This window comes from Streptomyces sp. NPDC048275, from assembly GCF_040652275.1.
GTDB lineage: Bacteria > Actinomycetota > Actinomycetes > Streptomycetales > Streptomycetaceae > Streptomyces.
In genome coordinates, this window is sequence record NZ_JBEZLR010000061.1 from 44,535 (window position 1) to 60,810 (window position 16,276).

A 16,276-nucleotide genomic window follows, 5' to 3' on the forward strand; every position below is an offset into this window, starting at 1 on the left:
CGGGGCTACATCTCGATCAGGCTGGGCAGGTCGATGTCGACCGGGAAGGGAACCACGGTGGTGAGCTTTCCGGTGTGGATGGGCCGGTCCGGTCGGGGGACCATGACTCCACTGTCTGTCTCGATCCAGAGCTGGTGCACGACCGGAATGTCGTTCTCGCCGCGCTCGACCCGCCAGTAGTGGGCGATTCCGGCCTCGGCGTACATGGCGGGCTTGAGGAAGCGGTCCATTTTGCGAGAGCCAGGGGACACCACCTCAATGGCGAGGACGACGCACCCGACCGGCGTGCAGCTCATCGTGCGGATGTCGATCCCCGTCTTGTCGAACACGACGATGTCCGGCCTGGGGATGTTGTGGTCGTCGAACTCGGTCGGGCGCTCGACTTCGGTGCTGTACGGCGGTCGCTCGGCTTTCATCAGCTGGAATGCCAGGCGGTTGCGCACCCGGTCGTGCCACCACGTCGTCGCCCCACGTACCACGATCTTCCCATCCACGAGTTCCCAGTCGAACGGGACGTCCAGCTCCTTGACCTGGTCCCATGTCCAGCCCTCCTCGGGCGGGTACATCCAGTTCTCGGAAGTGGCCTGCATCGCCTGCTCGCCGGGGTGTGCCTCTGCGGCCATGACTGCTCCCATGGAGTAGATCGTGAGTGCTGGTGCTCCCAGCTGTTCCCCGTACGACGGTAGCGTCACTCGCCCGAGTGAGGGGGCAACGTTCCGGCGGCCGTGCCGGGCAGCTCAGTGGTGGAAGCTGGTTGCCGCGTCCTTGTCGTGGGTCAGTGGATGCGGCTGCCGGCGCAGGTGGGGCAGCAGCCGGCTCAGGTCCTCCACGAAGAGCTCGGCGAGGTCCACCGAGAACCCGTTGCGGCACACCACCCGCAGGACGGACAGGTCCTCCCGGTTGGCCGGGAAGGTGTACGCGGGCACCAGCCAGCCGCTCTCGCGCATGCGCCGGGACAAGTCGAAGACGTCGTACGCGCTCACGTCGGGCGCCGTGGTGAAGGCGAAGACGGGCAACTGATCGCCCCGGGTCAGGAGCCGGAAGTCGCCCAGCTCCTCGATCCGGTCGGCGAGCGATCGGGCCACGTCCCGGGTCGTCCGCTGCACGGCCCGGTAGCCGTCGCGGCCCAGCCGCAGGAAGGAGTAGTACTGCGCCACGACCTGTGCGCCGGGCCGGGAGAAGTTGAGGGCGAAGGTCGGCATGTCGCCGCCCAAGTAGTTGACCCGGAAGACGAGTTCCTCCGGCAGCTCGGCAGGCGACCGCCACAGCGCCCAGCCGACGCCCGGGTAGACGAGCCCGTACTTGTGCCCCGAGGTGTTGATCGACGACACCCTCGGCAGCCGGAAGTCCCAGACCAGGTCCTCGTCGAGGAAGGGCGCGATCATCGCGCCGGACGCGCCGTCGACATGCACGGGGATGTCCAGGCCGGTACGTTCCTGGAGCTGGTCGAGGGCCGCGCACAGCTCGGCGATCGGCTCGTACGAACCGTCGAAGGTGGAGCCGAGGACGCCGACGACCCCGATGGTGTTCTCGTCGCACAGCTCGGCCGCCGCCTGTGGGTCGAGGTGGAACCGGTCGCCCTCCATGGGCACTTGGCGCGCCTCGACTTCCCAGAACGTGCAGAACTTGTCCCAGCAGACCTGGACGTTCACCCCCATGACGAGGTTGGGGCGTGCGCCGGGGTAGCGGTCGGCGTTCCGCTGCGCCCAGCGCCGCTTCAGGGCCATCCCGGCGAGCATGCACGCCTCGCTCGACCCGGTCGTCGAACAGCCCACGACGGCCGCCGGATCGGGCGCGTTCCACAGATCCGCGAGCATCGCCACGCAGCGCCGCTCCAGCTCCGCGGTGCGCGGGTACTCGTCCTTGTCGATCATGTTCTTGTCCTGGCACTCCGCCATCAGCAACCCGGCCTCCGGTTCCATCCAGGTGGTGACGAAGGTGGCGAGGTTGAGGCGTGAGTTCCCGTCCAGCATGAGCTCGTCGTGGACGAGCTGGTACGCGGTCGCGGGCGGCAGCGGCCCGGCCGGGAGCCGGTGCTTGGGCGGGGCCTCGGTCATACCGCCGACCGGATTCGCCTCCCCGATGAAGGGGTTGACGGACATCGGGCGCTCGTCGGGCGTGTCGTGGCCTTGGTGGAGCGGCATCTCAACTCTCCCGGCGGATAGGGGTTCTGTTGCCTAGCGGATAGGGGTTCCGTTGTCGTGGAGCTGCATCTGGGGTTTGCCGGTCACCAGCAGCCAGGCCGGCACCGCGGCCAGCACCAGCAGCGGCAGCACGGCCGGGTCGCCCCCCAGCGCGGACGCCGTGAACAGGCTGATCCAGCCCTGCCGGCTGACGGCCATGAGGACGCCGAGGACGCCGCACACCACGGCGAGTGTGGGATTCACCTCGGGTACCAGCGCGTGCGCGCACAGCCCCAGAGCCACCCCGACGAAGACGGAGGGAAAGATCCGGCCGCCCCGGAAGCCGCACGAGACGGCGACCACGAGTGCGGCCAGCTTGACGACGAACATCAGCGCGAACTGGCCCGCAGTCCAGCCGTCCGGGTCCGCGGCCAGTGTCTTCACCTCTTCCAGGCCCTTGAAGAGCGTCAGAGGCCCACCCAGGGCGCCCAGCAGGCCGAGGACGAGCCCGCCCAGGGGAATCGCGACCATGGGGTGCCCGAGCCGCGAGAAGGCCCTGTGGACGTGCGGGAGGGCGTACACCGCGGCCAGCCCCACCACCGCGCCGACCGAGGCGACCACCAGCGCGCCCACGAGATCACCCCAGTGCGGGCCCGTGTACGCGGGCAGCAGGAGGTTGAAGCTCGGGTGCTCGAGCAGCGTCATGGTCAGCGCGCCCGTGCCGCCCGCGAGCAGCGGGGGCAGCAGCCGGTCCCAGAGGGCGCCGGGGCCCGGCTGCTCGGCCAGTACCTCGGAGAAGATCAGGGCGGCGGCCACCGGCGTCCCGAACAGCGCGCCGATCGTGCCCGCGGCCGCCAGCGTCGTCCACAGCGCCGCGGAGGAGCCCGGTAATGCCCGGGAGCCCACCCAGTACGCGAGGGCGATGTTGGTGGCCGTGATCGGGTTCTCGGGGCCCAGGCTCACCCCGCCCGCCAGGGCCAGGACGGTGACGAGGAGCAGCCCGGGCAGCACGCGGGTCGGCAGGGGCGGGTCGACCAGGCCCGTGGTCGCCGGGTCCGCACCGGCGTGCCCGGGCACCTTCCACACCACCAGGCCCACCGCGATGCCGGTCGCGGTGAGCATCACGATCATCCAGAACACGGAGTAGCGGCCCACGCCCAGTGCGTCCGGAAGGATCTCCCACAGGACGTCCTTGAGCTGCTCGGCCAGCAGGGTGACCACCAGCAGGACCAGTGCCGCTGCCGCGCCGACCAGCATGGCGGGCACGAGTAACGGCAACAGGCGCCGGAGAGGGGTCACGGTGGGCGCTTGGGTGCTCACGGGCACACCCTAAGCGGGCATACGCCGCATAACACCCGAGAATCTACGGCTTGCACCTCACGTTGCGTGAGGGTTCATGGTGAGACGCGTACCGAGGAAGGAGCGGAAGTGAGCTACTCAGTGGGCCAGGTCGCCGGTTTCGCCGGGGTCACGGTGCGCACCCTGCATCACTACGACGAGATCGGGTTGCTCGTACCCAGCGAGCGCAGCCGAGCGGGGCACCGGCGCTACAGCGACGCCGACCTCGACCGGCTGCAGCAGATCCTGTTCTACCGGGAGCTCGGCTTTCCGCTCGACGAGGTCGCCGCCCTGCTCGACGATCCGGAGGCGGACCCGCGTGCGCATCTGCGCCGCCAGCACGAGCTGCTGACCGCCCGGATCGAGAAGCTGCAGAAGATGGCCGCGGCCGTGGAGCACGCCATGGAGGCACGCACGATGGGCATCAACCTCACACCCGAGGAGAAGTTCGACGTCTTCGGGGGCAAGGATCCGGAGGCGCACGCCGAGGAGGCCGAGCAGCGCTGGGGCGGCACGGAGGCGTACGCCGAGTCGCAACGCCGCGCCGCCGGCTACACCAAGGCCGACTGGCAGCGCATGCAGGACGAGGTCTCCTCCTGGAGCGAGCGGTACGACGCTCTCATGGAGGCCGGTGAGCAGCCGACCGGCGAGCGCGCCATGGACATGGCCGAGGAACACCGGCAGCACGTCACCAAGTGGTTCTACGACTGCTCGTACGAGATTCACCAAGGCCTCGGCGAGATGTACGTGTCCGACGAGCGGTTCAAGGAGTTCTACGACTCCACGCGCCCCGGGCTCGCCGAGCACCTGAGGGACGCGATCACGGCGAACGCCGAGCGGCACGCGCGAGGAGCGTCGCGGATGAGCTGAGGTCTCCTCGGCGATTCTGGGTTTTCCTGGATCGCGGGAAGGCGGATTTTCAAGGAGACCGGAACCGTGATTGCTGCTCCCACCGGCCTCGCAGTGACACGCACGCGCACTGCGCATGACCCTGACGTACCGCCAGGAGCCTGGCGGTAAGGGGCACCCGCAATGGTGGGTGCCCCTTACCGCCCGGCATTACTCCTTCACCAGGACCACCGCGGTCCCGTACGCGCACACCTCCGTGCCCACGTCCGCCGCCTCCGTCACATCGAAGCGGAACATCAGCACGCCGTTGGCACCCCGCGCGCGTGCCTGTGCGACGAGCCGCTCCATGGCCTGGTTGCGGGTCTCCACGAGCGTCTTGGTGAGCCCCTTGAGCTCACCGCCGATCATCGACTTCAGACCGGCGCCGATCTGGCTGCCGAGGTGCCGGGACCGGACGGTGAGGCCGAAGACCTCGCCGACGACCTGAGCGACGCGGTAGCCGGGTACGTCGTTCGTCGTGACGACCAGGACGTCCGACTGGGGGCCCTGACCTCCGCCGTAATCTTCGATGCTCATGGCTCACAGCTTCGTCCCAGTCGGCACACAGTGCATCCTGGAAGCACTGGTGGAACCTGGGGCGGACACATTGCGTTGATAGCTTTGGTCGCGAGTACCAGGACCGCCGTACTTTTCCTTCACCCCTCAGGAGCCCGGAACCGTGACGACGCTTGCCCTTGGACCAAGCTGGCTGGATCCGAACACGCTCCTGGACAACTTCGGCATCTGGGGCCTGCTCCTCATCGTGTTCGCCGAGTCCGGCCTGCTCATCGGCTTCTTCCTGCCGGGCGACTCGCTGCTGTTCACCTGCGGTCTGCTGATCACCGCGGGCACGCTGGACTTCCCGTTGTGGGCGGCGGTCGCGCTGATCTGCGTCGCCGCGATCCTCGGTGACCAGGCGGGCTACATCTTCGGCAAGAAGGTCGGACCCGCGCTCTTCACCCGCCCGAACTCCCGCCTCTTCAAGCAGGAGAACGTGGTCAAGGCCCACGAGTTCTTCGAGAAGTACGGGCCCAAGTCCCTGGTCCTGGCGCGCTTCGTGCCCATCGTGCGCACGTTCACGCCGATCATCGCGGGCGTCAGCGGCATGAAGTACCGCTCCTTCCTCACGTACAACATCATCGGTGGTGTCCTGTGGGGCGCGGGCGTCACGCTGCTCGGCTCCTGGCTCGGCAACATCGAGTTCGTGCACAAGAACATCGAGGCGATCCTGATCCTGATCGTCCTCATCTCGGTGGTCCCGATCATCATCGAGTTCCTGCGGGCGCGCTCCCAGGCCAAGAAGAACCCGCCGGAGCCGCAGACCCCCGAGGGCCCGGCTCAGTACCAGCAGTCGGCCCCGGCCCCCGTCATGGACGACGCCACCCGCCCGTTGCGCATGCACTCGGCTCAGCGGGACCAGTACCAGCACGATCAGTACCACCAGGACCAGTACCACCAGGACCAGTACGCGCAGGGCCAGGCCTACCCGCAGCAGCAGCCCCAGCAGCCCCAGCAGCCCCAGCAGCCCCAGCAGCCCCAGCAGCCGTACGGCAACCAGGACCAGGGCTACTACCAGCAGGGCTACCCGCAGACCTACGACCAGCAGTACCCGCAGGGTTATCCGCAACAGCAGCCCCAGCAGCAGCCGTACGGCAACCAGGACCAGGACTACCAACAGCAGCAGTACCCCTACGGCAACTGAGTGCCCCACAGGGGCGCGGGGCGGTGACATCACGCGACTCCGCCGCGTGGGCGCGACGAGCCACCCACAACCGTAGGCAGTCGAACGACCGCCTGCGGTTGACCCGTTCTCAGAACCCTCGCGTCCGCTTCGCGGCCCGCCGCCCCCCGGCGGCGCCGACCGGTACGCGTAGGAACAGCCGCGAGATCTCCGACCCCAGGTTCACACCGATCGCGATGGCCATCGCCAGCGCCGCGGCCTTGCTGAGGGACACGAGCCCCTGGTCGATGTCGTTCTGGGCGATCGACAGCAGCCCGAAGTAGGTGGCCGATCCTGGCAACAGGGGTCCGATCGCCGCGGTCGTGTACGGCAGCGCGGAGGCGAAGCGGTAGCGGGACAGAAGCTGCCCGAAGAGGCCCACCAGGCCCGCCGCGACGGCCGTCGAGGCGACCGGTGAGATGCCGCCCGGGTAGTGCATCGCGCCGTACACCGACCAGGCGACGCCTCCGTTGAGGGTCACCGCCAGCACCGTGGAGCGTTCCTGCTGGAGCAGGATCGCGAAGGTCAGCGACAGCAGCATGGACGCGGCAATCTGCACCAAGGGCCGCTCGGAAATGCTCAGAGCCTGGTCCGGATTGAGCTCGGCGCCGAACTTCACGCCGAAATAGAGGACCAGGAGGACGCCGACGATGATGCCCACGAAGAGGTACATGACCTCCAACAGGCGTGCGGACGCGGTGATGTAGAAGCCGGTCAGCCCGTCCTGCACTCCCGCGACCAGTGCCCGCCCGGGCAGCAGCGCGAACAGCCCACCGGTGATCACCGCGGACGCCTTCACGTCGACGTGTGCGAGCTGGAGGGCGACCCCGATCGCCGCGGGCGGCATGGCGGCCACCGTGAACTGGTAGAACTCCGGCAGCCCGCGCCCCGCGCACAGCCACGCCAGCCGGTCGCCCAGCATCGCGCCGAGCGCCGCGGCGACGAACACGATCGCGTCACCGCCGACGAGCACCGAGGCCGCACCGGCGAGCAGCCCGCCGGACGCGGTCAGCACCCAGCCGGGATACGGGTGACGATTGCGCCGCATCTCGGCGAGCCGCCGGTAGGCGTCCTCCAGGGAGACCGCGGTCTCCGGGTCGCTCAGATCGGCGACGAGCCGGTAGACGGCCGCGAGCCGCGTGTAGTCCGTGGCCCGGCGGCGTACGGTCCGCGAAGCCGTCACCGGGTCGTCCACCAGGGACGGCTGGTGCGAGATCGACAGCAGGGTGAAGGTGACGTTCGGCTCGCAGCGGTCCAGGCCGTAGGAGCGGCAGACGGCGAACATGGCCGCCTCCACGTCCTCGGCGCCCTCACCGCCGGCGAGGAGCAACTCGCCGATGCGCAGCGTCAGGTCGAGCACGCGCGGGACGGCGGGCCCCGTCTCGTCCTCCTTGTGCACCGATTCGGGCGCGGGACGCTCGGCCACCGGCATGCGCAGCATCGTGCGCATCCGGTCCTGCCAGGGCGCGTCCTTGGTCAGGTTGACCGCGGGGATGCCTCCCGGCGGTGTGAACGCGGGCGGGGCGTGCTTGGCGTGGTAGGTGCGCGGGGTGCTGAACGCCGACCCCTCGGACTCCTCGGCCGCCGCCTCCGGCGGCACCAGCCCTTCCGGGATCGCGAATTCCGAGGTGGTCCCCGACTCGTCCTCGACCGCCGGCGCCACGCCGTCCGGCTGGGCGAAGGCACTCCTCGCCTCGTCCGACTGCGGTTTGCGGTCCTCCGCCTCGGTCACCAACTGCTCCCGACTACGTACATCCAGTACGCCTCAGTATGCGCACCGATACGCGAACGGGCCGCGCCACCCCGGCAGGGGTCACGCGGCCCGCACGGCGCAGGAGGATCAGTGACCGCCCTGCTCCTTGAGGCGCTTGTAGGAACGCTCGATCTCGGCCTCGGCCTCCGTACGACCCACCCAGTTGGCGCCCTCGACGGACTTGCCGGGCTCCAGGTCCTTGTAGACCTCGAAGAAGTGCTGGATCTCCAGGCGGTCGAACTCCGACACGTGGTGGATGTCGCGCAGGTGCTCCACACGCGGGTCGTGCGCCGGGACGCACAGCAGCTTGTCGTCGCCGCCGGCCTCGTCCGTCATACGGAACATGCCGATCGTGCGGCACTGGATGAGGCAACCGGGGAAGGTCGGCTCGTCCAGGATGACCAGCGCGTCCAGCGGGTCGCCGTCCTCGCCGAGGGTGTTCTCGACGAAGCCGTAGTCGGCCGGGTAACTGGTCGAGGTGAAGAGTCGACGGTCCAAGCGGATCCGACCGGTCTCGTGGTCCACCTCGTACTTGTTCCGCGAACCCTTCGGAATCTCGATCGTGACGTCGAACTCCACCGGTGGCTCCTCCATGATCAGCACATAGTTCTGGTGGTTAAGTGTCCCTCACGCAGGTGTGTGATCGCGAAAGGGGCTGGTGGTCGTGCCAGAGCTGAGGGCTTGGCGGGCCGCGAGACCGCATGTGGTGCGGGTCGCGCGGACCGTTCGGCCGCACATGGTGCGGGTCGCACAGTCCGTTCGCCCGCAGGTCGTGCGGATCACACAGTCCGTGCAACCGCGCGTGCTGCGGGTTGCTCAAGCCGTCCGGCCGCGTTCCGTGAAGTTCACGACTTCGCAGTTCACAGCCGTCGCCACCACCGCGGGCCTGGCGCTCGCGGCCGGAGCGGTGGCCGTGGCCGGTCCCTGGGACTCCTCCGGTCAGCGTACGGCCGAGCGCGACTGGGCTGCATCGGGGGCCCCGGAGGGTGGCGCAGATCACGGACGTAGTTCCGATACGTCCCCCACGGCCCCGAAGCCCGCACCCAGCGCCGCGTCCGTACTGACCGGCCTCGGCGGTTCCACGGGCTCGGTGCCGCCGCCGACCGAGCAGGCCCTCGCGAGCGCCCTCGACAAGCTCCTCGACGATCCCGTCCTGGGTGCGCGGCGCACGGCCGTGGTCGTCGACGTGGCGACCGGCAAGCGGCTGTACGCCAAGGACGCCGACCAGGCGCAGACCCCGGCCTCCACCACGAAGATCGCCACCGCCGTCGCCGTGCTGTCCACCGCGGGCGCCGACCACCGCATCGAGACCCGTACGGTCCTGGAGCCCGGCACCAAGGAGATCGTGCTCGTCGGCGGCGGCGATCCGACCCTGACCGCCCGCGAGGAGGCGGACGGCCTCGCCAGCCTGCGCACCCTCGCCGACGAGACGGCAAGTTCCCTGAAGGCCCGTCACCTGGACCAGGTGACGCTGTCGTACGACACCTCGCTGTACCCGGGTTCCCCTTCCGCACTGCACCCCATCGGCGTCAACCCCAACCTCGCGCCGGTCAGCGCTCTGATGGTCGACGAGGGCCGCACCGACGACTCGACCAGCGGCCCGGTCACCCGCACCGCGGACCCGGCGGGGGAAGCGGCCCGGAAGTTCGCGGACCTGCTCCACGCCGAGGGCATCAGGACGACGGTCCCCGGGCCTTCGAAGGCCACGAACCGCTCGCTGGCCCTCGCCTCGGTCTCCTCGCCGCCCCTGTCCGCCCTCGTCGAGCGGATGCTGACGAACAGCGACAACGACATCGCGGAGGCCATGGCCCGCCAGGTCGCCCTCGCCACGGGCGAGCGGGCCGACTTCGCGGGCGCCGGGAAGGCGATCGGCGCACAGCTGAAGAAGCTCGGACTCCCGCTGTCCGGCGCGCACTTCGAGGACGGCAGCGGCCTGAACCGTGCCGACCGGCTCACCGCCGACCTGCTCACCGCGCTGCTCGCGAAGGCCGGCGACCCGGCCCACCCCGAACTGCGCACGGTCCTCACGGGCCTGCCGGTCGCGGGCTTCACCGGGACCCTCAGTGACCGCTACACGGCCTACTCCTCGGGCACCGGCGTCGTACGCGCCAAGACCGGCACGCTGACGGGCGTGAACACCTTGGCGGGCACCGTGGTGGACACCGACGGCCGCCTCCTGGCCTTCGCCTTCCTCACGTCCGACGAGACCAGTCCTCCGGACCCGGCGGCGGCCCAGTCGGCCCTGGACCGCACGGCGACGGCGCTGGCGGCGTGCGGCTGCAGGTAGACGGGCCACGGCCGCTGCCGCGGGCCCCGTCGGGCCCTCCCCGGGCGGCGCCGGGGCTCCCGTACCCCTAACCGCAGTCGGACCCGCTCACGTACGGTTGACGCATGACGAGCATCGGTGGTGCCGAGATGGTCGACTGGAAACTCGCGGTGGCGACCGCGACACGACTCGTGCGGCCTGGCCCCGAGGTGAGCCGCGACGAGGCCCGAGACGTCGTCGCGGAGCTGCGCCGACATGCGAAGGCCGCCGAGGAACACGTCCGCGGCTTCACTCGTATGGGCACGGAGGACACCCACGACACCCCCGTCCTCGTCGTCGACCGCCCCGGCTGGGTGCGGGCGAACGTCGCCGGGTTCCGTGAGCTCCTCAAGCCCCTGCTGGACAAGATGCAGGAGCGGCGCGGGAGCAGCCCCGGGGGAGCCGTCCTCGGTGCCGTCGGCGGCAAGGTCACCGGCGTGGAGCTGGGCATGCTGCTGTCGTTCCTGTCGTCGCGGGTCCTTGGGCAGTACGAGACCTTCGCGCCGGCGACGAGGGAGCTCCCCGCCGGCGGCCCCCCTGACGCGGCGAGCGGTGCCGGGCGGCTCCTGCTGGTCGCGCCGAACATCGTCCATGTGGAGCGCGAACTCGACGTGGAGCCCCACGACTTCCGCCTCTGGGTGTGTCTGCACGAGGAGACGCACCGCACCCAGTTCACGGCCGTGCCCTGGCTGCGCGACCACCTCGAGGGCGAAATCCAGTCTTTCTTGGAAGAGACCGAGGTCGACCCCATGACGGTTCTGGAGCGGATCAGGGAAGCCGCCCAGTCGCTCGCGGGCGGCCGGCCCGAGGGCGAGGAGGAGGAGGACGGCGGCCGGTCGCTGGTCGAGATCGTGCAGACTCCGGCCCAGCGGGAGATCCTCGCCCGGCTGACCGCCGTGATGTCCCTCCTGGAGGGCCACGCGGACTTCGTCATGGACGGTGTCGGGCCGGCCGTGGTCCCGTCCGTGAGCGAGATCCGCGAGAAATTCCAGCAACGGCGGGCCCGGGGGGCCTCACGTCTGGACCTCGCCCTGCGCAAACTGCTGGGTCTCGACGCCAAACTCAGGCAGTACCGCGACGGTGAGCGGTTCGTCCGCGCGGTCGTCGAGCAGGTGGGTATGGACGGGTTCAACCGGGTGTGGACTTCCCCGAACACCCTCCCGACCAAGACGGAGATCGCCAAACCGGCGGACTGGGTCGCGCGGGTGCATCGCAAGGCGGAGTCGTGAACCCTACGGGGGAGTCGTGAAACGAATCCGGCCGACGGCAGGTGAACGCCCCTCCAATCACCCGTCCGAGGGACCGTGAGCCATGCGTGGGCGTGCAATGCTCGGGGAACGGCCGGTTTCTGTCACCATCTACACACTCTGAGTGACCGAAGCTGGCTCACCCCCCGAAAACTTCATGAAGGGAACCGGACATGGGTCCCCATCCTGCGGTCGCGGCGATACGCCTGGCGGTTCGCCGCGTACTCCACGACATCCTCATCGACCACAAACCCCCTCCAGGCGAGTCCTCCCCGCTCGTCCTCGTAGCCTGCTCCGGCGGCGCCGACTCCATGGCGCTCGCCTCCGCGCTCGCCTTCGAAGCCCCCAAACTCGGCATCCGCGCCGGCGGCATCACCGTGGACCACGGTCTGCAGTCCGGCTCCGATCTGCGCGCCGACGACGTCGTGGGACGCCTCGTCGAGCTGGGCATGGCCCCCGTAGAGTCCCTCGCCGTCACGGTCGGCCGCGACGGCGGACCGGAGGCGGCCGCGCGCGACGCCCGCTACGCCGCCCTGGACGCCGCCGCCGAGCGCCACGGCGCCGTCGCGATCCTGCTCGGCCACACCCGCGACGACCAGGCCGAGACGGTTCTGCTCGGCCTCGCCCGCGGCTCCGGCATCCGCTCCCTGTCCGGGATGGCCGCGGTCTCGGGGGCCGGCGGCCGTTACCGCCGCCCGTTCCTGCACCTGGACCGGCAGACCGCCCGCAAGGCCTGCATGGTCCAGTCACTGCCCGTCTGGGACGACCCGCACAACGCCGACCCGGCCTACACCCGCTCGCGGCTGCGTCACGAGGGCCTGCCCGCCCTGGAGAAGGCGCTCGGCAAGGGCGTCGTCGAAGCGCTCGCCCGTACGGCCCAGCTCTCCCGCGACGACGCCGACGCCCTCGACGCCTGGGCCGGCCAGGCCGAGGCCTCCGTACGCGACGCTGCGGGCCTCCTGGAGTGCGCGAAGCTCTACGCCCTGCCCCCCGCCGTGCGCCGCCGCATCCTGCGCCGCGCCGCCATCGAGGCGGGCGCCCCGGCCGGTTCGCTGTTCGCCCGCCACATCGAGGAAGTCGACCGGCTGATCACCGGCTGGCGCGGCCAGGGGGCCATCAATCTCCCGGGCAAAGTCGTCGCGCAGCGGCAGGGTGGCAGACTGGTGATTCGGCAAGGCTGAAACCGGACCCTCCACCGGGACCGCTCACGCGGGGCGCGGGCGGTCCGAGCGGCAGGTGTGACGGACTACCGAAAGTGATGCGGGTGGACGCGAAAGACATGGGCACCGACCTCAAGTCGGTGCTCATCACCAAGGAAGAGATCGACGCCAAGCTGGCTGAGCTGGCCGCGAAGATCGACGCGGAGTACGCGGGCAAGGACCTGCTGATCGTCGGTGTCCTCAAGGGCGCCGTGATGGTCATGGCGGACCTGGCGCGTGCGGTGTCCACCCCCGTCACCATGGACTGGATGGCCGTGTCCTCGTACGGCGCGGGCACGCAGTCCTCCGGTGTGGTGCGGATCCTCAAGGACCTCGACACCGACATCAAGGGCAAGCACGTCCTCATCGTCGAGGACATCATCGACTCCGGGCTGACGCTCTCCTGGCTGATCTCCAACCTCGGCTCCCGCGAGCCCGCATCCCTCAAGGTGTGCACGCTGCTGCGCAAGCCGGATGCGGCGAAGGTGGCGATCGACGTGGAGTGGGTCGGCTTCGACATCCCGAACGAGTTCGTCATCGGGTACGGCCTCGACTACGCGGAGAAGTACCGCAACCTGCCGTTCGTCGGTACGCTCGCGCCGCACGTCTACGGCGGCTGAACCTCCCGGTCCCCATCGTCGTAAGACGATCGGGAACCCCAGCGGGTTTCGCGCCGTTGAAGCAGGCGTGGGCGGGATTGCCAGTCGTCCCCTGCGGCATCGGGTGACAATGCTGGGGTACCGTCCGAAGAACAGTCTTTAAAAGTCTTTATCAAACTCACTATGGCAGGAGGGACGGGGCGGCACCGCTCCGTATGGATGGACGTGAAGCGATACTTCCGTGGGCCGGTCATGTGGATCGTGCTGGCCGTCCTTGCCGTGGTCGTGTTGATGCAGGTCGTCGGTTCGTCCGGCGGCTACAAGACGGTGGACACCGGCCAGGTCGTCCAGGCGATCAATGACAACAAGGTCCAAGAGGCCAAGCTGACCACCGGCGACGAGCAGACCATCAAGGTCCAGCTCAAGGACGGCGAAAAGGTCGACGGCAGCTCGAAGATCCAGGCGAGCTACATCGGCGACCAGGGCGTGACCCTGGCCAACACACTCCAGGACAAGTACCAGACCAAGCAGATCCCGGACGGCTACACGGTCTCCCCGACCAAGCAGAACGCCTTCCTCGGGATCCTGCTCTCCCTGCTCCCCTTCGTCCTCATCGTGGTCGTCTTCCTGTTCCTGATGAACCAGATGCAGGGCGGCGGCTCCCGAGTCATGAACTTCGGGAAGTCCAAGGCGAAGCTCATCACCAAGGACACCCCGAAGACGACGTTCGCGGACGTCGCGGGCTCGGACGAGGCCGTCGAGGAACTCCACGAGATCAAGGAGTTCCTCCAGGAGCCGGCCAAGTTCCAGGCCGTCGGGGCGAAGATCCCCAAGGGTGTGCTCCTGTACGGGCCTCCCGGTACCGGTAAGACGCTGCTCGCGCGCGCCGTCGCGGGTGAGGCCGGCGTTCCCTTCTATTCGATCTCGGGTTCCGACTTCGTCGAGATGTTCGTCGGTGTCGGTGCCTCCCGAGTCCGTGACCTCTTCGAGCAGGCCAAGGCGAACGCTCCGGCGATCGTCTTCGTCGACGAGATCGACGCGGTCGGCCGCCATCGCGGCGCCGGCCTCGGCGGCGGTCACGACGAGCGCGAGCAGACGCTGAACCAGCTGCTCGTCGAGATGGACGGCTTCGACGTGAAGGGCGGCGTGATCCTCATCGCCGCCACGAACCGGCCCGACATCCTCGACCCGGCCCTCCTGCGCCCCGGCCGCTTCGACCGCCAGATCGCGGTCGACCGCCCGGACATGCAGGGCCGCCTGGAGATCCTCAAGGTTCACCAGAAGGGCAAGCCGGTCGCCCCGGACGTCGACCTCTCGGCGGTCGCTCGGCGCACGCCGGGCTTCACGGGCGCGGACCTGTCGAACGTGCTGAACGAAGCGGCGCTGCTCACCGCGCGCAGCAACGGCAAGCTGATCGACAACAACATGCTGGACGAGGCGATCGACCGCGTGGTCGCGGGCCCGCAGAAGCGGACCCGGATCATGTCGGACAAGGAGAAGAAGATCACCGCGTACCACGAGGGCGGCCACGCCCTGGTCGCGGCGGCGTCTCCGAACTCCGACCCGGTCCACAAGATCACGATCCTGTCGCGTGGCCGTGCCCTCGGCTACACGATGGTCCTGCCGGACGAGGACAAGTACTCCACGACGCGCAACGAGATGCTGGACCAGCTTGCCTACATGCTGGGCGGCCGCGCGGCCGAGGAACTCGTCTTCCACGACCCGACCACGGGCGCTGCGAACGACATCGAGAAGGCCACGGCAACGGCCCGCGCGATGGTCACGCAGTACGGCATGACCGAGCGTCTCGGCGCGATCAAGTTCGGCGGCGACAACACCGAGCCCTTCCTGGGCCGGGAGATGTCGCACCCGCGTGACTACTCGGAAGAGGTCGCCGCGCTCGTCGACGAAGAGGTCAAGAAGCTCATCGAGAACGCGCACAACGAGGCCTGGGAAATCCTGGTCGAGAACCGCGACGTCCTCGATCAGCTGGTGCTCCAGCTGCTGGAGAAGGAGACGCTGAGCAAGGATCAGATCGCCGAGATCTTCGCTCCGATCGTCAAGCGCCCGGCCCGCCCCGCGTGGACCGGCTCCTCCCGGCGCACCCCGTCCACCCGCCCGCCGGTGCTCTCCCCCAAGGAGCTGTCGCTGACGAACGGGTCGAACGGCGCGACGCCGGCCATCGCCAATGTGACGGAGTCCGTCCAGGTGAAGGAAACGGCTTCGGAGGACCGCCCGGAGAGCTGACCTTCGCGGCTCCTGGTGGCCTCACCAGGCCCGGAATGAATGCCGTGCCCCCCTGGTTCTAGCCTGGGGGGCACGGCATTTTGGTATACATGCAGGTTGGGCGCGTCGACCCGCATGCGTGAGAGGCACAGGAACGAGGACCACATGACCGACCCCGTGACGCTGGACGGTGAGGGCGCGATCGGCGAGTTCGACGAGAAGCGCGCCGAGAACGCGGTGCGAGAGCTGCTGATCGCGGTCGGTGAGGACCCGGACCGGGAGGGGCTGCGGGAGACGCCGGGGCGGGTGGCCAGGGCGTACAGGGAGATATTCGCGGGCCTGTGGCAGCAGCCGGAGGACGTGCTCACGACGACGTTCGACCTGGGGCACGACGAGATGGTCCTGGTGAAGGACATCGAGGTGCTGAGCAGCTGTGAACATCACCTGGTCCCCTTCGTCGGAGTTGCCCACGTCGGGTACATTCCGTCCGTCGACGGCAAGATCACGGGTCTCTCGAAGCTGGCCCGCCTCGTGGATGTGTACGCACGTCGCCCGCAGGTGCAGGAGCGGCTGACGACCCAGATCGCCGACTCGCTGATGAAGATCCTTGAGCCGCGCGGTGTGATCGTCGTCGTCGAATGCGAGCACATGTGCATGTCGATGCGAGGGGTACGCAAGCCCGGCGCGAAGACCATCACGTCGGCGGTGCGTGGACAACTGCGGGATTCGGCCACCCGTAATGAGGCGATGAGCCTGATCATGGCGCGCTGACGCCGGTCAGGCCCTTAGACCGACCGGCAATGGGAGGGCGGCGTCGCGGGGTCTGGCACGCACATCTGCCGCGTTGTCGTCGGTCGCGATGGCTCCGCCATCACTCC

General features: G+C 69.1%; 14 protein-coding genes. 8 read left to right on the forward strand and 6 right to left on the reverse strand.

The window, feature by feature from the left end; genetic code table 11:
- Window positions 1-5: 5 nt before the first annotated feature.
- The 3 genes from AB0D57_RS30150 to AB0D57_RS30160 all read right to left on the reverse strand — a co-directional run bounded on the left by AB0D57_RS30150 (window position 6) and on the right by AB0D57_RS30160 (window position 3,443).
- Complete coding sequence (locus AB0D57_RS30150; RefSeq protein WP_362079836.1) at window positions 6-623, reverse strand: Uma2 family endonuclease; 618 nt, start codon at window positions 621-623, stop codon at window positions 6-8.
- Window positions 624-737: 114 nt separating this feature from the next.
- Complete coding sequence (locus AB0D57_RS30155) at window positions 738-2,144, reverse strand: glutamate decarboxylase (RefSeq protein ID WP_362079839.1); 1,407 nt, start codon at window positions 2,142-2,144, stop codon at window positions 738-740.
- A gap of 33 nt (window positions 2,145-2,177) precedes the next feature.
- Window positions 2,178-3,443, reverse strand: coding sequence for an ion channel protein (locus AB0D57_RS30160; protein ID WP_362079842.1), 1,266 nt, complete (start codon window positions 3,441-3,443; stop codon window positions 2,178-2,180).
- A 108-nt stretch (window positions 3,444-3,551) separates the two neighbouring features.
- On the opposite strand from AB0D57_RS30160, the gene AB0D57_RS30165 reads away from it, so the two are divergent.
- Window positions 3,552-4,331 (forward strand): MerR family transcriptional regulator, encoded by a 780-nt coding sequence (locus AB0D57_RS30165; RefSeq protein ID WP_362079845.1) that lies wholly within the window; start codon window positions 3,552-3,554, stop codon window positions 4,329-4,331.
- Between the two features lie 189 nt (window positions 4,332-4,520).
- Here AB0D57_RS30165 and AB0D57_RS30170 read toward each other — a convergent pair whose 3' ends face one another.
- Window positions 4,521-4,886 carry a YbjQ family protein gene (locus AB0D57_RS30170; RefSeq protein ID WP_362079848.1) on the reverse strand — a complete coding sequence of 122 codons (366 nt, stop codon included), beginning with the start codon at window positions 4,884-4,886 and terminating at the stop codon, window positions 4,521-4,523.
- A 142-nt stretch (window positions 4,887-5,028) separates the two neighbouring features.
- On the opposite strand from AB0D57_RS30170, the gene AB0D57_RS30175 reads away from it, so the two are divergent.
- Window positions 5,029-6,051, forward strand: coding sequence for a VTT domain-containing protein (locus tag AB0D57_RS30175; protein ID WP_362079851.1), 1,023 nt, complete (start codon window positions 5,029-5,031; stop codon window positions 6,049-6,051).
- Window positions 6,052-6,160: 109 nt separating this feature from the next.
- Here the strand turns inward: AB0D57_RS30175 and AB0D57_RS30180 are convergent, their stop codons facing one another.
- Both AB0D57_RS30180 and AB0D57_RS30185 read right to left on the reverse strand, forming a co-directional pair.
- Complete coding sequence (locus AB0D57_RS30180; protein ID WP_362079854.1) at window positions 6,161-7,801, reverse strand: threonine/serine exporter family protein; 1,641 nt, start codon at window positions 7,799-7,801, stop codon at window positions 6,161-6,163.
- Between the two features lie 108 nt (window positions 7,802-7,909).
- A complete protein-coding gene (locus AB0D57_RS30185; RefSeq protein WP_168529311.1) occupies window positions 7,910-8,401 on the reverse strand; it encodes an inorganic diphosphatase in 492 nt (163 codons plus the stop codon).
- A gap of 79 nt (window positions 8,402-8,480) precedes the next feature.
- Between AB0D57_RS30185 and dacB the strand changes: the two genes are divergently transcribed.
- The 6 genes from dacB (at window position 8,481) to folE (ending at window position 16,169) form a co-directional block, all read left to right on the forward strand.
- A complete protein-coding gene (gene dacB, locus AB0D57_RS30190) occupies window positions 8,481-10,109 on the forward strand; it encodes a D-alanyl-D-alanine carboxypeptidase/D-alanyl-D-alanine-endopeptidase (protein WP_362079858.1) in 1,629 nt (542 codons plus the stop codon).
- 104 nt (window positions 10,110-10,213) lie between these two features.
- Window positions 10,214-11,356 (forward strand): zinc-dependent metalloprotease, encoded by a 1,143-nt coding sequence (locus tag AB0D57_RS30195; protein WP_362079861.1) that lies wholly within the window; start codon window positions 10,214-10,216, stop codon window positions 11,354-11,356.
- Window positions 11,357-11,547: 191 nt separating this feature from the next.
- On the forward strand, window positions 11,548-12,555 hold the full coding sequence (gene tilS, locus AB0D57_RS30200; RefSeq protein WP_362079864.1) for a tRNA lysidine(34) synthetase TilS: 1,008 nt from the start codon (window positions 11,548-11,550) through the stop codon (window positions 12,553-12,555).
- A gap of 77 nt (window positions 12,556-12,632) precedes the next feature.
- Entirely contained in the window at window positions 12,633-13,193 is a 561-nt protein-coding gene (hpt, locus tag AB0D57_RS30205) for a hypoxanthine phosphoribosyltransferase (protein WP_362079867.1), read from the forward strand.
- A 198-nt stretch (window positions 13,194-13,391) separates the two neighbouring features.
- Window positions 13,392-15,419, forward strand: coding sequence for an ATP-dependent zinc metalloprotease FtsH (gene ftsH, locus AB0D57_RS30210; RefSeq protein WP_362079894.1), 2,028 nt, complete (start codon window positions 13,392-13,394; stop codon window positions 15,417-15,419).
- A gap of 144 nt (window positions 15,420-15,563) precedes the next feature.
- Complete coding sequence (gene folE, locus AB0D57_RS30215; protein ID WP_362079870.1) at window positions 15,564-16,169, forward strand: GTP cyclohydrolase I FolE; 606 nt, start codon at window positions 15,564-15,566, stop codon at window positions 16,167-16,169.
- Window positions 16,170-16,276 lie beyond the last annotated feature (107 nt).

Bases quoted from the DNA above. Each gene is read 5' to 3' on its own strand.
- tilS (WP_362079864.1), top strand. From the start codon at position 11,548: ATGGGTCCCCATCCTGCGGTCGCGGCGATACGCCTGGCGGTTCGCCGC.
- ftsH (WP_362079894.1), top strand. From the start codon at position 13,392: ATGGACGTGAAGCGATACTTCCGTGGGCCGGTCATGTGGATCGTGCTG.
- folE (WP_362079870.1), top strand. From the start codon at position 15,564: ATGACCGACCCCGTGACGCTGGACGGTGAGGGCGCGATCGGCGAGTTC.
- AB0D57_RS30170 (WP_362079848.1), bottom strand. From the start codon at position 4,886: ATGAGCATCGAAGATTACGGCGGAGGTCAGGGCCCCCAGTCGGACGTC.
- AB0D57_RS30150 (WP_362079836.1), bottom strand. From the start codon at position 623: ATGGCCGCAGAGGCACACCCCGGCGAGCAGGCGATGCAGGCCACTTCC.
- AB0D57_RS30195 (WP_362079861.1), top strand. From the start codon at position 10,214: ATGACGAGCATCGGTGGTGCCGAGATGGTCGACTGGAAACTCGCGGTG.
- AB0D57_RS30155 (WP_362079839.1), bottom strand. From the start codon at position 2,144: ATGCCGCTCCACCAAGGCCACGACACGCCCGACGAGCGCCCGATGTCC.
- hpt (WP_362079867.1), top strand. From the start codon at position 12,633: ATGCGGGTGGACGCGAAAGACATGGGCACCGACCTCAAGTCGGTGCTC.